General features: G+C 39.4%; 11 protein-coding genes. 7 read left to right on the forward strand and 4 right to left on the reverse strand.

Going from position 1 to position 14,932, the window contains the following annotated elements:
• Position 1 precedes the first annotated feature (1 nt).
• Positions 2-187, forward strand: coding sequence for a hypothetical protein (locus tag P7D84_RS06290; RefSeq protein ID WP_311805582.1), 186 nt, complete (start codon positions 2-4; stop codon positions 185-187).
• A 66-nt stretch (positions 188-253) separates the two neighbouring features.
• On the opposite strand, the gene P7D84_RS06295 is transcribed toward P7D84_RS06290, so the two are convergent.
• From P7D84_RS06295 to P7D84_RS06310, 4 genes are all read right to left on the reverse strand, one after another.
• Complete coding sequence (locus P7D84_RS06295) at positions 254-2,167, reverse strand: PTS fructose transporter subunit IIABC (RefSeq protein ID WP_311805583.1); 1,914 nt, start codon at positions 2,165-2,167, stop codon at positions 254-256.
• Positions 2,168-2,221: 54 nt separating this feature from the next.
• Positions 2,222-3,136: a 1-phosphofructokinase gene (pfkB, locus tag P7D84_RS06300; protein WP_311805584.1), complete on the reverse strand. Its 915-nt coding sequence runs from the start codon at positions 3,134-3,136 to the stop codon at positions 2,222-2,224.
• Positions 3,133-3,885, reverse strand: coding sequence for a DeoR/GlpR family DNA-binding transcription regulator (locus P7D84_RS06305; protein WP_311805586.1), 753 nt, complete (start codon positions 3,883-3,885; stop codon positions 3,133-3,135). The genes pfkB and P7D84_RS06305 overlap by 4 nt, the downstream gene beginning before the upstream one ends.
• A 383-nt stretch (positions 3,886-4,268) precedes the next feature.
• On the reverse strand, positions 4,269-5,840 hold the full coding sequence (locus tag P7D84_RS06310) for a ClC family H(+)/Cl(-) exchange transporter (protein WP_311805588.1): 1,572 nt from the start codon (positions 5,838-5,840) through the stop codon (positions 4,269-4,271).
• 153 nt (positions 5,841-5,993) lie between these two features.
• On the opposite strand from P7D84_RS06310, the gene pcrA reads away from it, so the two are divergent.
• The 6 genes from pcrA to P7D84_RS06340 all read left to right on the forward strand — a co-directional run bounded on the left by pcrA (position 5,994) and on the right by P7D84_RS06340 (position 14,758).
• Positions 5,994-8,234, forward strand: a complete 2,241-nt coding sequence (gene pcrA, locus P7D84_RS06315; RefSeq protein WP_311805590.1) for a DNA helicase PcrA — start codon at positions 5,994-5,996, stop codon at positions 8,232-8,234.
• A 77-nt stretch (positions 8,235-8,311) separates the two neighbouring features.
• Entirely contained in the window at positions 8,312-10,339 is a 2,028-nt protein-coding gene (gene ligA, locus P7D84_RS06320) for an NAD-dependent DNA ligase LigA (protein WP_311805591.1), read from the forward strand.
• 195 nt (positions 10,340-10,534) lie between these two features.
• Positions 10,535-10,840, forward strand: a complete 306-nt coding sequence (gene gatC / locus P7D84_RS06325; RefSeq protein ID WP_311805593.1) for an Asp-tRNA(Asn)/Glu-tRNA(Gln) amidotransferase subunit GatC — start codon at positions 10,535-10,537, stop codon at positions 10,838-10,840.
• A complete protein-coding gene (gene gatA, locus P7D84_RS06330) occupies positions 10,840-12,309 on the forward strand; it encodes an Asp-tRNA(Asn)/Glu-tRNA(Gln) amidotransferase subunit GatA (RefSeq protein ID WP_311805595.1) in 1,470 nt (489 codons plus the stop codon). The genes gatC and gatA overlap by 1 nt, the downstream gene beginning before the upstream one ends.
• Positions 12,309-13,739 (forward strand): Asp-tRNA(Asn)/Glu-tRNA(Gln) amidotransferase subunit GatB, encoded by a 1,431-nt coding sequence (gatB, locus tag P7D84_RS06335; protein ID WP_311805597.1) that lies wholly within the window; start codon positions 12,309-12,311, stop codon positions 13,737-13,739. The genes gatA and gatB overlap by 1 nt, the downstream gene beginning before the upstream one ends.
• Before the next feature lie 11 nt (positions 13,740-13,750).
• Complete coding sequence (locus tag P7D84_RS06340; protein WP_137603376.1) at positions 13,751-14,758, forward strand: diacylglycerol kinase; 1,008 nt, start codon at positions 13,751-13,753, stop codon at positions 14,756-14,758.
• The last annotated feature ends 174 nt before the right edge of the window (positions 14,759-14,932 follow it).

Here is a 14,932-nt window from a genome sequence, read left to right on the forward strand (position 1 = left end):
TATGGATCAACGTTACATTAAGATTATGGGAAGTTGTTTATTGATTGTGGGGATGATATTTGCCTTACCTTTGGCGACGTTAGCTATACCGCTGTCCATTACCGTATTTTTCATCGGGATTGTTTTATTTTCAATCAAACCTAAGCCTCAACCAGTCCGTGTTCGTAGAAAAGATCGCTGGATGTAACAAGCTTGCTTTTTATCAATAATAAAAAGATCCGTTCTCAAAATGAGAACGAATCTTTTTTTGTTATTAGTTCGCTGGTTTTTTGACTAAACCATAGATAATTCCTGAAACAATCGCACCGATAGCAATGAATAAAAGATAAAGCAGTGGGTGGCTTAATAGGAAAACCACAAAGATACCACCGTGAGGAGCAAGTAATTTAATACCTACAGCACCAACTAATCCACCAGCTAGTGCAGAACCAACTACAAAACTTGGGATGACACGAATCGGGTCAGCTGCCGCAAATGGAATTGCTCCTTCTGTTACAAAAGATAATCCCATGACGATATTAGTCAATCCGGCATCGACTTGACTCTTTTCAAATTTGTTTTTGAACAAGCGTGTTGCAACAAAAATTGCAAGAGGAGGGACCATACCACCAGCCATAACTGCTGCCATAACGATTGATCCGCCTTGAGCAACGCTTGAAGCTAAGGTCGCAGTACCAAAAACATAAGCGGCTTTATTGATTGGTCCGCCTAAGTCAACGGCCATCATTCCGCCAAGTAACGCACCTAGTAAGATGGCATTTGAACCGCTAAGACCAGTTAAGAAACCATTTAAACCATCATTGATTGCTTTCATAGGAACATTCACTAAGAGCATCAAGAAACCAGTGATCAATAGACCAAAGAAAGGATAAAAAAGAATTGCTTTGATTCCTTCAAGTGATTTAGGTAAGTTTTTAAATAATTTCTTCAAGAAAATGATTACATAACCAGCTAAGAACCCGCCAATCAATGCTCCTAAGAATCCAGCGCCACCGGCATTTGCTAAGGCACCTGCGGCAAAACCAACGATCAAACCTGGTCGATCAGCGATACTAGATGCGATAAAGCCAGCGAGAACAGGTAACATGAAACTAAATGCAGCACTGCCGATTTGATTGAACCATCCAGCTGCTTGGTTATAATTTCCTAGATTTGCTAACTCAGATTGCGGTACACCCATGAATTGGTCAATCATGAATGACAAAGCGATCATGATTCCACCGCCAATAACAAATGGCAGCATATGAGAAACGCCGTTCATTAAATCTTTGTAGATACGCTGACCTAACGTTCCGTTGTCACTTTTTTCTTCAGTTTCTGAAGATTCTTCACTATCTCCGTGATAAACAGGAGCTTTACCACTTAGAGCTAAATTGATCAATTCTTCTGGTTTACGGATTCCATCACTAACAGGACGATTGACTAATTCTTTCCCATTGAAACGATTCATCTCGACTTTTTTATCCGCAGCGACGATTACGCCGGCTGCACGAGCAATATCTTCTTCCGTTAAGCGGTGCTTGATGCCTTCGGAACCATTTGTTTCAACTTTGATTTCGACGCCCATTTCTTTCGCTTTTTTCTTCAGCGCATCTTCTGCCATATACGTATGAGCAATCCCTGTCGGACAGGCAGTGACCGCTACGATATAGCGTCGAGTTCCATCTTCAGCCTTTTCAGCTTCTGCTTCAGCTTTTTCTTCTGCTTCTTTGGCTTTTTCAGCGGTTTCAAAAGTTGCTTGTACTTGTTCAGGTGTTTCTGCTGCTTTTAATTTTGCGACAAAATCAGGATTGATCAAAAGTCTTGATAAAGCTGCTAGTGCTTGAAGATGAGTATCATTAGCACCTTCTGGAGCAGCAATCATAAAGAATAGGTAAGTAGGTTGGCCATCTAATGATTCGTAGTCCACACCGTTTTGACTTTTGGCAAATAAAACGGTCGCTTCTTTGACTGCACTATTTTTTGCATGAGGCATTGCAATCCCATCGCCTAATCCGGTTGAAGTTTGTGCTTCGCGCTTCAAGATCCCGTCTTTGTAAACATCGATATCTGAGATTCGGCCAGCAGCATACATCTTTTGAACCATTTCATCGATTGCGGCTTTTTTAGTAGTGGCCTGTAAATCCATGATCATGGCATCTTTGATCAATAAATCTTTAATCTCCATCATAATTCCTCCAATTTTTATAGATTCCTATTTTAACAGTAAGTAAGATCAAACTTATTGGACTTGAGTGATCTGTACCTCTGGTAATAATTCTTGGATAAAGGCAGCTGTGGCTAAATCATCTGAAAAAGTAGTTGCACTGCCACAGGCTACTCCCCATTTAAAGGCTTCAACAGGATCTTTAGTCTGAGTAAAATTACCGACAAAACCAGCAATCATTGAATCACCCGCGCCAACTGAATTTTTTACAGGTCGATTTAAAACATTTGAGCGATAGATTCCGTTTTGGGTAAAGAGCAATGCGCCATCACCAGCCATAGAGACCAGAGCATATTGTGCACCTTCATCGAGTAATCGTTGACCGAAAGGATAGATATCCTCCACAGAATTAAAAGTCGTTTGATACAATTCGGCTAGTTCATGATTGTTTGGTTTGACTAATAGTGGTCGTTTCTCTAGAGCATCCATTAAATCAGCACCAGTTGTATCAATCACGAACTCAGCATTGCATGATGTAATGATTTCAATTAATTCTTGATAAAAACCTGTTGGAACACTGGCAGGTTTGCTGCCAGACAGTACCACGATATCAGCCGCTGTCAAATTTTCTAGGATTTTTTTTAGTTTGTTCATCTCATCAGTAGAAACAAGGGGACCTTGACCGTTGATCTCAGTTTCTTCGTGGGCTTTTAGTTTGATATTGATACGAGTGTCGTCAGCCACAGTCGTAAAGTTTGTTTGAATGTTTTCTTGCTTCATCCATTCATTGATGAAGTTTCCGGTAAAACCGCCAATAAAGCCTAAAGCGGTGGATTCATGTTTGATTCGTTTTAAAATACGTGAAACATTGATTCCTTTACCTCCAGGTAATTTCAAGTCATTTTTCATTCGATTGACAGCACCAATCGTTAATTGATCGACGTGAACGATATAATCGATTGATGGGTTTAGTGTTACTGTATAGATCATACAGAAACCTCCTTCAAGGTAGTTTGTTCTGTGATTTGATCACGGATTATCAAAGGACAGGTATCAGTGAGGATTGAAGCAGCTGATAAAGAAGCGACACGGACAAAACTTGTCTGATTAAATTTACTGTGATCGACTAAGACAAAGGCTTCTTCGGCTTGTTGGATCGCAGTTCTTTTTAAAATGGCTTCTTCAGGATCGGGTGTCGAATAACCACTGTCAGAATGGATGCCATTCATCCCCATAAAAGCTTTATTAAAACGGTATTGTTTCAGTTGTTCTAACGCTTGCGAGCCAACAACTGCATCAGTTGTTAATTTTATTCGGCCGCCCAGGACGATCGTAGCGATTTGCGCTTCGACTAAATGAGCAGCAAGTCCGACTGAATTTGTAACGACCGTAACTTTTTGTTTTTTCATAAATGGAATCATTTCGGAGGTAGTCGTTCCAGCATCTAAATAAATGACATCGCCTTCAGAAAGGAGATTTGCCGCATATTTGGCGATTATTTTCTTTTGTTGAACGTTTTTGGATGATTTTTCATCCATCCCTAATTCTTGTTCAAGATGTTGTGGACGTTTCGCACCTCCGTGGATGCGTTCTAGTAATCCAAGTTCTTCTAATTCATGAAGATCTCTACGGACTGTAGATTCAGAGGAGTTTAACCATTGGATTAAATCTTGTGATTTAACTAAACCATCGCGTTCCAACCATTCGATAATTTTTTTATGTCGTTCTTCTGTAAGCATTTTCAATCCCCCTTCAATTGAAATATTAGCATAATTATTTTTGTAACACAAGACAAAACAGTCAAAAACATTCAAAAACAGCAAAAAAAAGTCTTTGTCTTCTTTAGTCTGGATTTATCTTATTTTTCATCTGATGAAAAATAAATAGTTTTACAAACTTTTGAATAATAGCGCCTATTGATAGCAATTACTAGAGTGTGCAAGCCAAAAACTAGAAAATTCTGTTTTCTTAGTTTGATGATAATTGGATTTTATTAGTATATAAAAAATGTTAGAGATGGATGCTACGATGTGTATGATCTTAGTGACTTTGATCAAGAGGTATGGGGACTAAATATGACATAAATTGGGTATTTACTAAAAAATCCGAGGTTGAGTAAAACTCAGCCTCGGATTGCTTCTTGTTTTTTGGAGATTGCTGCATAAGATCGTTTATGAATCTGTTGTTTGATTTTTTGTGTATGACCTTCATCTGTTAATATCATTAGCAGATCGCCAACTTTCATGACGGTATCGCCATGAGTGAGTATTTCAGCTGAACCTCGTCGGATCGAAATCAATAACATCTCGTCAGGCCAATTGAAATCGCGGACCATCATTCCGTCTAGAGAACTTTCCGCAGTAACAGGGATTTCAATGATTGTCTTATTACCGGTAATACTAGGAGTATGCCCTGCAAGCAAACGTTCCAGCAAGGATTCATAGATTGGATTTCCACCTAATAAATCATTAATTACATATGCTGTTAGCGAACAAACAGCTAACGGCATCAAATGAGTGATATTACCAACCATCTCTGTTACTAAAATAATCGCTGTCAAAGGTGCTTTACCAATCGCGGTGAAATAACCAGCCATAGCAAAAATAGCAAAATCGCTGATTAACAGTGGGTCTATTCCAAACCATTGATGTAAAACCGTTCCGTAGATTCCACCAATTAAAGCGCCCAAAGTCAGAATAGGTAAAAAGATTCCACCAGGTAAATTTGCCCCATAAGAAACCATTGAAAAAATAAAGCGAAGAAAAAATAATAAGATCAATAAAGCTAACGAAAAATTTTTCTCACCGATAGCTAAAACGATTTGGTTTCCGCCACCTAAATAATGTGGGAAAAAGAACGCAACTGGAATGATCAATAAAAAGGGAATGATTCCGTAAAGATGCTCTGGTAAATGAGAACGTTTATACAATTTTGGCAATGCCAAAAGTACCACTTGGTAGACATAGCCAAGAATTCCTAAAATTACACCAAGAAGAAGCAATAAGCCGTAATATTTCAATGGTAACGATGGGACATTGGCAATAAACAAAACAGGTTTTAAACCAAAAAAATTAAGTGAAACCAGATTTGCTGTCAGCGCAGCGGTGAGTGAAGTCAACCAAATTAAAGGTGAAAAATGATGGTGAACTTCTTCAATCACAAATAATAATCCGGCGATTGGCGCGTTAAACGCAGCACTTAGTCCAGCGGCGGCACCACTGGAGATAAAGATTTTTTTTTCGGAAGTAGAAGCTTGTGTATATTCACTAAATCCTTGACCGACCATTGCCCCTAATTGAATCGATGGACCTTCGCGCCCAAGAAATAACCCCGAACCGACTGATAAAATTCCGCCAATAAATTTTTTCCAAAGGATTGAGAACCAGTTTAATTTGATTTCTCCTTGCAACGTTCCTTCTACTTGAGGAATCCCGCTGCCTTTGATGTTGGGCTCTGACTTCATTAAACGACCAACAATAAAGGCGATAGCGAGCATCACTAAAGCCCAAGGAATCATCCATAAAGGATTTATCTTAAACCAGAGATAAAGTGTTACGACGTGTGTCATAATTTTTTCGATCAATAACCGGAATAAACTAACGACTACGCCAGCAAGTGCGCCGATTAAGACGCCTTTTAAAATAAAGATTACTTTTGTACTGTCTAAACGCTTGATTTCATGCTCGTTTTTCATGTTCTCCCTCCATAACCACTATTCAATTTAGCGCGAATTCCTAAGAAAAACAAGACTGAATCAATGAATCCGCTTTTTTAAATTGTTGCTAGTGTCGCGAAACTTTCTGAGATGCTATAATAAAAAAGATTGAATAAAGAAAGGACGTTTTGCATGCCAAACAAGCAAGAGTTGTTAGCAGGACTTAACCCTAAACAAAAAGAAGCGGTGCTTCACACCGAAGGCCCATTATTGATTATGGCAGGAGCAGGAAGTGGGAAGACACGAGTTTTGACCCATCGAATTGCTTACTTAATAGAAGAAAAAAATGTCAATCCTTGGAATATCTTAGCAATCACCTTTACCAATAAAGCTGCGCGTGAGATGAAAGAGCGAGTAAATAGTATTTTAGGTCAAGGCGGCCAAGATGTTTGGGTTTCAACTTTTCACTCAATGTGTGTGCGGATTTTACGTCGAGATGTTGATGCCATCGGTTATGATCGGAATTTTACTATTTTGGATGGTTCAGATCAATTGACGTTGATGAAACGAATCTTGAAAGAATTGAATATTGATCCTAAAAAGTATGATCCACGCTCGATTTTAGGAGCAATCAGTAATGCTAAAAACGAATTGTTGACTCCGGAAACATATGGAGAACGACAAGGATCTTTTTTTGAAGAAATCGTGGCACGTTGTTACGAGGCCTATCAAAAAGCTTTGCGGAACAATCAGAGTATGGATTTTGATGATTTGATTATGAATACGATCCGTTTATTCGACGAAAATGAAGCGGTTTTGACGTATTATCAAAATAAATTTCATTATCTGCATGTCGATGAATATCAAGATACCAATCATGCTCAGTATACGTTAGTCAATTTGTTAGCGGCGCGTTTTCGCAATTTATGTGTCGTAGGCGATGCGGATCAAAGTATCTACGGTTGGCGCGGAGCTGATATGCAAAATATTTTAGACTTTGAAAAAGACTATAACGATGCAACTGTTATTTTGCTAGAACAAAATTATCGCTCGACTAAAAGTATTTTAGATGCGGCGAATCAAGTGATTAAAAACAACAGCAACCGGCGAGAAAAAAATCTTTGGACGGATAATCATGCAGGAGAACAAATCACATATTATCGTGCAGATAGCGAAAGAGATGAAGCGCAATTTATCGTCAGCAAGATAAAAGAAGAGATCCAAAAAAATAATCATAGTTACAATGATTTTGCGGTCTTGTACCGAACGAATGCTCAATCTCGGATCATTGAGGACACATTAGTCAAATCAAATATTCCGTATACGATGGTTGGTGGGCATAAATTCTACGATCGCAAAGAAATTAAAGATATCATTGCTTATTTAAATATCATCAACAATGCCCGCGATGGCGTTAGTTTTGAACGAGTGATTAATACACCAAAACGCGGCATCGGCGCTGCTTCAGTCGAAAAACTAAGAGCTTTTGCAACAATGCACGATTGGTCAATGGTAGAAGCAGCTCAAAATGTAGACTTAGCGAATATTTCGGGCAAGGCAGGACGAATGATTGGTGAATTTGGTATGATGATCACACAATTTCAAGAAATGATTGAATACCTTCCTGTAACAGAGCTAGTCGATCAAGTATTGGAACGAACCGGTTATTTGGCTGAATTAAAAAATCAGCGAACTTTAGAAGCAGAATCACGTCTAGAAAATTTAGAAGAATTTCGAACAGTTACAAAAGAATTTGATAAGCGAAATGAAGTACAGGATGATGAAGAAGCGGATGCCCCAGAAGAAAAACTTGCTATTTTCTTAAACGATTTAGCGTTGGTTTCAGACTTGGATGATTATCAAGAAGACAGCGCACAAGTAACGTTGATGACATTGCATGCGGCAAAAGGTCTAGAGTTTCCAATTGTCTTTTTGATTGGGATGGAAGAAAAAATTTTCCCATTGTCTCGGTCATTGATGGAAGAAGCTGAATTAGAAGAAGAACGCCGCTTGGCATATGTCGGTATCACACGTGCAGAACAAAGTCTGTATTTGACCAACGCATTCTCGCGAACGCTTTACGGGAAAACGCAGTACAATCAGCCTTCTCGTTTCATCGCTGAAATTGATGACAGCTTATTGAATCCTGTAGGGATACAGCCGCAATCAAAAGCAGTGAACAGCCCATTCAAAAACAATCCAATGAGTCCTAAATATCAACAGGCTACTCGTGAACCAGTCATGACAAAGAAGGCCTCTGGTGGTGAAAATGAGAACTGGAATCCTGGTGATAAAGTTCAGCATAGAAAATGGGGAATTGGAACAGTGGTAAAAGTCAGCGGTAAGGCTAAAGACATTGAATTGGATATCGCATTTCCACAACAAGGAATCAAACGATTGTTAGCAGCCTTTGCACCAATCGAAAAAGTTTAACGCTGAGTTTTATAATGTTTCCTAGAATTACTAGGAGAAGAGATGATTAATCTTTAAAAAAGTTAGGAGGGAATTTTTTGGAACCACTGACCTTTCAAGCAGCAGAAGAACGTTCCGTAAAACTTCGTGAGGAACTGAACCAATATGCGTATGAATATTATGTACAAGATCAACCCACTGTGGAAGATTTTGTTTATGATAAAAAATATCAAGAGCTAGTTGCAATCGAAATGGAATACCCAGACCTGATTACCCCAGAATCGCCCACACAACGTGTCGGAGGCAAAGTACTGGAAGGATTTGAAAAAGTTGTACATGATGTTCCTTTATACAGTTTGAACGATGTATTTAGCAAAGAAGAATTGATTGCTTTTGACGAGCGGGTCAAAAAAGCGGTAGGACATCCCGTCTCCTATTGTTGTGAACTGAAGATCGATGGTCTGTCGATTTCCTTAAAGTATGAAGAAGGACTCTTCATTCAAGGAGCGACCCGCGGCGATGGAACAGTTGGCGAAAATATCACTGAGAATTTAAAAACAGTCAAGTCAATTCCCTTTCGTTTAAAAGAACCCTTGACGATCGAAGTTCGCGGAGAATGCTATATGCCAAAAGCTTCTTTTATTAAATTAAATCAACAACGAGAAGAAGAAGGCAAAGAAGTTTTTGCCAATCCACGGAACGCCGCAGCGGGAAGTTTGCGGCAATTAGATACAAAAATCGCAGCAAAACGTAATCTAAGTACCTTTTTGTATACGCTGGCTGATTTTGGACCGTTGGAATCTACTACACAAGACCATGCCCTAACTGAGATGTCTCGTTTAGGCTTTCGAACAAATCCTGAACATCGTGTTTGCAAGACAATTGATGAGGTATGGGAATATATCGAAGCATTCCACAAAACGCGGGATCAACTGCCCTATGAAATTGATGGTATCGTGATTAAAGTCAATGAATTTGATGTGCAAGACGACTTGGGCTTCACGGTGAAAGCACCGCGTTGGGCCACAGCCTATAAATTCCCACCAGAAGAAGCACAAACGCTGTTATTAGACATCGATTGGACGGTTGGCCGGACTGGAGTATTGACCCCCACGGCAATAATGAAACCTGTTCGTTTAGCAGGTACGACAGTTGGTCGAGCAAGTCTGCATAATAGTGATTACATCGAAAAAAAAGATATTCGGTTAAATGATACGATTTTAGTTTATAAGGCAGGCGATATCATTCCCGAAGTTGCACAAGTTATTTTGGAAAAACGTCCAGCAAATAGCACAAGCTATCCAATACCGTCTCATTGTCCGATTTGCAACAGTGAGTTAGTCCACTTAGACGAAGAAGTCGCACTGCGCTGTATCAATCCAAAATGTCCGGCACAGATAAAAGAAGGTTTAAATCACTTTGTTTCAAGGAATGCGATGAATATCGATGGCTTAGGCCCTCGCGTCTTGGCACAAATGTTTGACAAAGGGTTGGTCGCAGATGTCGCAGATCTTTATGCATTAGACAAAGAACAGTTGTTGACACTGGAAAAGATCAAAGATAAATCAGCTGAAAATATCTTGACAGCGATCGCTGCAAGTAAGGAAAATTCGGTAGAGCGTTTGATTTTTGGGTTAGGAATCCGTCATGTAGGTGCCAAAGCTGCTGGAATATTGGCTGAACATTTTGGCAGTCTTACAGCTCTTAGCCAAGGAACAAAAGAAGAGATCGTCAGTTTAAACACGATTGGTGAAACGATTGCAGATAGTGTCGTAACTTATTTTGAAAATGAAGAGGTCCATGAGTTGATGCGGGAACTCGCTGATCGTGGTGTGAATTTGAAATATAAAGGGCTTCGAAGCAGTCAATTAGCAGAAGTTGACTCTCCTTTTAAAAATAAAACGGTCGTGTTGACTGGAAAATTGATTGATTATACGCGCGAAGAGGCAAAAGAAAAAATTCAAGCACTCGGCGGAAAAGTCACAGGTAGCGTATCGAAAAAAACAGATATCGTTGTAGCTGGTGAAGAGGCCGGAAGCAAATTGAGCAAAGCACAAAGCTTAGGCGTTGAAATTTGGGATGAAAAGCAAATGATTCAAGCAATTGAAGAAAGTCAGACAGATTAGCTAATTTTGTTTAGAAGATTGTTGACGAGCCTATTAACGAACGAGTATTATAAAAAAGCGTCGGCTCTATTAAAATCTATCTCATTTAAATTGTTTGAATTGAACAATTTTTTCGAAAAATTTCAAGAAAAAAACGTGAATTCTAATAGAGTTATGATAAAATGATTGAAAATTGACAAAAGAAAGAGGGATATTATGGCAATCAATGAAGAACAAGTCAAACATGTAGCAAAACTTGCGAAACTTTCTTTTTCAGATGATGAATTGGCCGGATTTACCGATCAATTAGGGAAAATAATCGACATGGTTGAACAATTAGGAGAGGTGGACACTGAAGGAGTACCTTTTACTTCAAATGTCTCAGAATCAATCAATGTCATGCGAGAAGACGTCGCTGCACCGGGCTGGTCACGCGATGAGTTGATGAAAAATGTGCCGGAAAGTGAAGATGGGTTTATCAAAGTTCCGGCGATCATTGACAACGGAGAGGCTGGTGCGTAATGGAAAAATTATATGATAAATCAATTGAAGAACTTCATGGATTACTTGTTTCAAAAGAAATCACTGCAACTGATCTGACAAGTGAAACTTATGCTCGTATTAAAGAAACAGAAAAAGATATCGATGCATTTATTACATTAAACGAAGAAAAAGCGATGGATTTAGCCAAAGCAATCGATGCTAAAGGAATTACTGAAGAAAATGCAATGGCTGGTATTCCAATCGGGATCAAAGATAATATTGTTACAAAAGGTATTTTGACTACCGCAGCATCGAAAATCTTGTCGAATTTCGAACCAATCTATGATGCGACAGTAATGGAAAAAGTCTATGGTGCTGATTTAATTCCCGTTGGAAAACTCAACATGGATGAATTTGCGATGGGTGGATCTAGTGAGACATCTTATTTCAAGAAAACGAAAAATGCTTGGGATCAAACAAAAGTTCCTGGCGGTTCTTCTGGTGGTTCAGCAGCAGCAGTGGCTGCCGGTGAAATCCCAGTTTCTTTAGGGAGCGATACAGGCGGTAGTATCCGCCAACCAGCAGCATTTAATGGAATCGTCGGATTGAAACCTACCTATGGACGTGTTTCACGTTTTGGGCTGATCGCTTTTGCTTCGTCATTAGACCAAATTGGGCCATTTACTCGTACGGTTAAAGACAATGCCTTGGCATTAAATGCAATCAGTGGTTACGATCCTAAAGATGGTACTTCTGCTGGTGTTTCTGTACCTGATTTTGCGGCAGGTTTGACTGGGGACATCAAAGGAATGAAGATTGCTTTGCCCAAAGAATATATGGCCGAAGGAATCGAACCAGGGGTCAAAGCAGCAATCGTCAAAGCGGTAGAAACATTTAAAGCGTTAGGTGCGACAGTAGAAGAAGTTAGTTTGCCGTATTCAAAATATGGTGTAGAAGTGTATTACATCATTGCCTCATCAGAAGCAAGTTCAAACTTGCAACGTTTTGACGGGATTCGTTATGGTTACCGTTCAGAAGATGTTCAAAACTTGGAAGATGTCTATGTAAATACACGGACTGAAGGATTTGGCGATGAAGTAAAACGCCGGATTATGTTGGGGACTTTCTCACTTTCAGCTGGTTATTATGATGCATACTTCAAAAAAGCTGGACAAGTACGGACATTGATTAAACGAGATTTTGACAAAATTTTTGCTGAATATGATTTGATTATTGGCCCAACAGCACCGACTGTTGCTTTTGGTATCGGTGAAAATATTAATGATCCAATTACGATGTATCTAAATGATATTTTAACGATTCCTGTGAACTTAGCAGGTCTGCCAGGAATGTCGATTCCAGCAGGATTTTCAGAAGGCTTGCCAGTTGGTTTACAAATCATCGGGAAGCATTTTGATGAATCAACGATGTATAAAGCAGCTTACGCTTTTGAACAAGCGACAGATTTCCATAAACAAAGACCTGTGATTTTAGGGGGGGACAAATAATGAATTTAGAGACAGTCATTGGACTTGAAGTCCATGTAGAATTAAAAACAAACTCTAAAATCTTTTCACCTGCGCCCGCTCACTTTGGTGCAGAAGCGAATACAAATACAAATATCATCGACTGGGGTTATCCAGGTGTCTTGCCAGTCATGAACAAAACAGCAATCGAATTTGGCATGAAAGCCGCTCTTGCATTGAACTGTGAAATCTCAAAAAATATGCATTTTGATCGTAAAAACTATTTCTATCCAGATAATCCGAAAGCTTATCAAATTTCACAATTTGATGAACCAATCGGTCATGATGGTTGGATCGAGATTGATGTCAACGGTAAAAAGAAAAAAATCCGGATTGAACGGGTACACTTAGAAGAAGATGCTGGTAAAAACATGCACGGAATCGGTGGCTATTCCTATGTCGATTTAAACCGACAAGGTACACCACTGATTGAAATCGTTTCTGAAGCAGATATGCGTTCACCAGAAGAAGCCAATGCTTATTTAGAAGCTTTGCGTTCGATTATCCAATTTACCGGCGTCAGCGATGTAAAAATGGAAGAAGGCTCGATGCGTTGTGACGCCAATATTTCTTTACGTCCTTACGGTCAAGAAGAATTTGGAACTAAAACCGAATTAAAGAACTTAAATTCAATCAGTTTTGTTAAAAAAGGTCTGACGTTTGAAGTCCAACGCCAAACCAAAGTTTTATTATCTGGCGGAACGATTCAACAAGAAACGCGTCGTTACGATGAAGGAACAAATAAAACAATCTTGATGCGGGTAAAAGAAGGTTCAAGTGATTATCGTTACTTCCCAGAACCAGATATTCCACGTTTTGAGATTGATGATGAATGGATTGAAACGGTTCGTGAATCATTACCAGAAATGCCTGCAGCACGCCGCGACCGCTACGTTACTGATTTAGGATTACCAGAATATGATTCAATGGTCTTGACATTGAGTCGTGAGATGTCTGACTTCTTTGAAGAAACACTACGAGAAGGCGCAGATGCTAAACAAGCTTCTAACTGGTTGATGGGGGAAGTTTCAGCCTATCTAAACAGTGAAAAACTGGAATTAGACGATACGAAATTAACACCGAATAATTTAGCGGGGATGATTAAACTAATCGCTGATGGGACGATCAGTTCTAAGATCGCCAAAAAAGTATTCCGTGAGTTGATTCAAAACGGCGGTGATGCAAAAACAGTTGTTGAAGCAAAAGGTCTTGTTCAATTATCTGACCCTGCTCAATTATTGCCAATGATCAACGAAGTGTTAGATAACAACGAACAATCCGTGGAAGACTTCAAAAACGGTAAAGATCGGGCAGTTGGCTTCCTAGTTGGACAAATTATGAAGGCAACTAAAGGAAAAGCAAATCCTGGTGTAGTAAATAAATTACTTCAAGAGGAATTAGCAAAACGGTAAGGAGCTCGATCATGAGAAAAGCACGACTGATTTATAATCCAGTATCCGGAAAAGAGATCATGCGCAATAATTTGGCAGATATCTTAGATGCCATTGAAAAAGCAGGTTATGAAGCGAGTGCCTTTGCTACGACTCCCGATCCTGATTCAGCCAAAAATGAAGCGACCCGAGCTGCAAAGGCTGGCTTTGAGCTGGTCGTTGCCGCCGGTGGTGATGGAACGATCAATGAAGTGGTCAATGGAATCGCTGGATTGAAAAACCGGCCCAAAATGGCTATCATTCCAGCGGGCACTACAAATGACTACGCCCGTGCATTAAAAGTACCACGCGGGGATGTTAAAGCGGCAGCTGAAGTTATTCAAAAACAACAAACAGTTAAAATGGATATCGGAAAAGCAGCAGGAACGTATTTCATCAATATCGCAGCCGGAGGTTCTTTGACGGAATTGACTTATGAAGTTCCATCTGAACTAAAAAGTATTTTTGGGTATTTAGCATATTTAGCAAAAGGAGCTGAAATGCTTCCGCGGATTAAACCGACAAAAATGCGGTTAGTCTATGAAGGCGGCGAATATGAAGGCAATGCGTCAATGTTTTTCTTAGGATTGACCAATTCTATCGGCGGTTTTGAAACTATCGCTCCGGATGCTAAATTAGATGATGGGAAATTTTCATTGATTGTCGTTAAAACAGCAAATCTTTTCGAGATCGTCCGTTTGATCACATTAGTATTAAATGGCGGAAAACATGTCAATGACGCCAAAGTTTTGTATGTCAAAACAAGTTTCTTAGATGCTAGTTTGATTGATACGGATAAGAAAATGATGATCAATCTAGATGGTGAATACGGCGGGGATGCTCCGATGCGTTTTGAAAACTTGCATCAGCATATCGAATTTTATGCAAATACCGACGAAATCAGCGATGATGCCATTTTAGGAGATGATGATCAAACCCGTGAAGCCGGGATTGAACTCGTCAAAGAATACGAAAAAATCCAAGAAGATTCAGAGGAGTAAGTCTAAACGTTTCTGTCGTAGGGCAGAAACGTTTTTTTAAATTTGTAAAAAATACAAGGAACTTCTTTTATAAATGAAAGCATGATTCAATAACAAGTAATCTAAGTACCAAGCAAATAGCCATTCTTACAAAACTCTTAAGGGACTAACACTTGGCACATCTTGCTTTTTCGA

The organism is Enterococcus dongliensis, assembly GCF_031927985.1.
Lineage (GTDB): Bacteria > Bacillota > Bacilli > Lactobacillales > Enterococcaceae > Enterococcus_A > Enterococcus_A dongliensis.

Bases quoted from the DNA above. Each gene is read 5' to 3' on its own strand.
- P7D84_RS06295 (WP_311805583.1), bottom strand. From the start codon at position 2,167: ATGGAGATTAAAGATTTATTGATCAAAGATGCCATGATCATGGATTTA.
- gatA (WP_311805595.1), top strand. From the start codon at position 10,840: ATGGAAAAATTATATGATAAATCAATTGAAGAACTTCATGGATTACTT.
- gatB (WP_311805597.1), top strand. From the start codon at position 12,309: ATGAATTTAGAGACAGTCATTGGACTTGAAGTCCATGTAGAATTAAAA.
- P7D84_RS06340 (WP_137603376.1), top strand. From the start codon at position 13,751: ATGAGAAAAGCACGACTGATTTATAATCCAGTATCCGGAAAAGAGATC.
- pcrA (WP_311805590.1), top strand. From the start codon at position 5,994: ATGCCAAACAAGCAAGAGTTGTTAGCAGGACTTAACCCTAAACAAAAA.
- pfkB (WP_311805584.1), bottom strand. From the start codon at position 3,136: ATGATCTATACAGTAACACTAAACCCATCAATCGATTATATCGTTCAC.
- P7D84_RS06310 (WP_311805588.1), bottom strand. From the start codon at position 5,840: ATGAAAAACGAGCATGAAATCAAGCGTTTAGACAGTACAAAAGTAATC.
- P7D84_RS06305 (WP_311805586.1), bottom strand. From the start codon at position 3,885: ATGCTTACAGAAGAACGACATAAAAAAATTATCGAATGGTTGGAACGC.
- P7D84_RS06290 (WP_311805582.1), top strand. From the start codon at position 2: ATGGATCAACGTTACATTAAGATTATGGGAAGTTGTTTATTGATTGTG.
- gatC (WP_311805593.1), top strand. From the start codon at position 10,535: ATGGCAATCAATGAAGAACAAGTCAAACATGTAGCAAAACTTGCGAAA.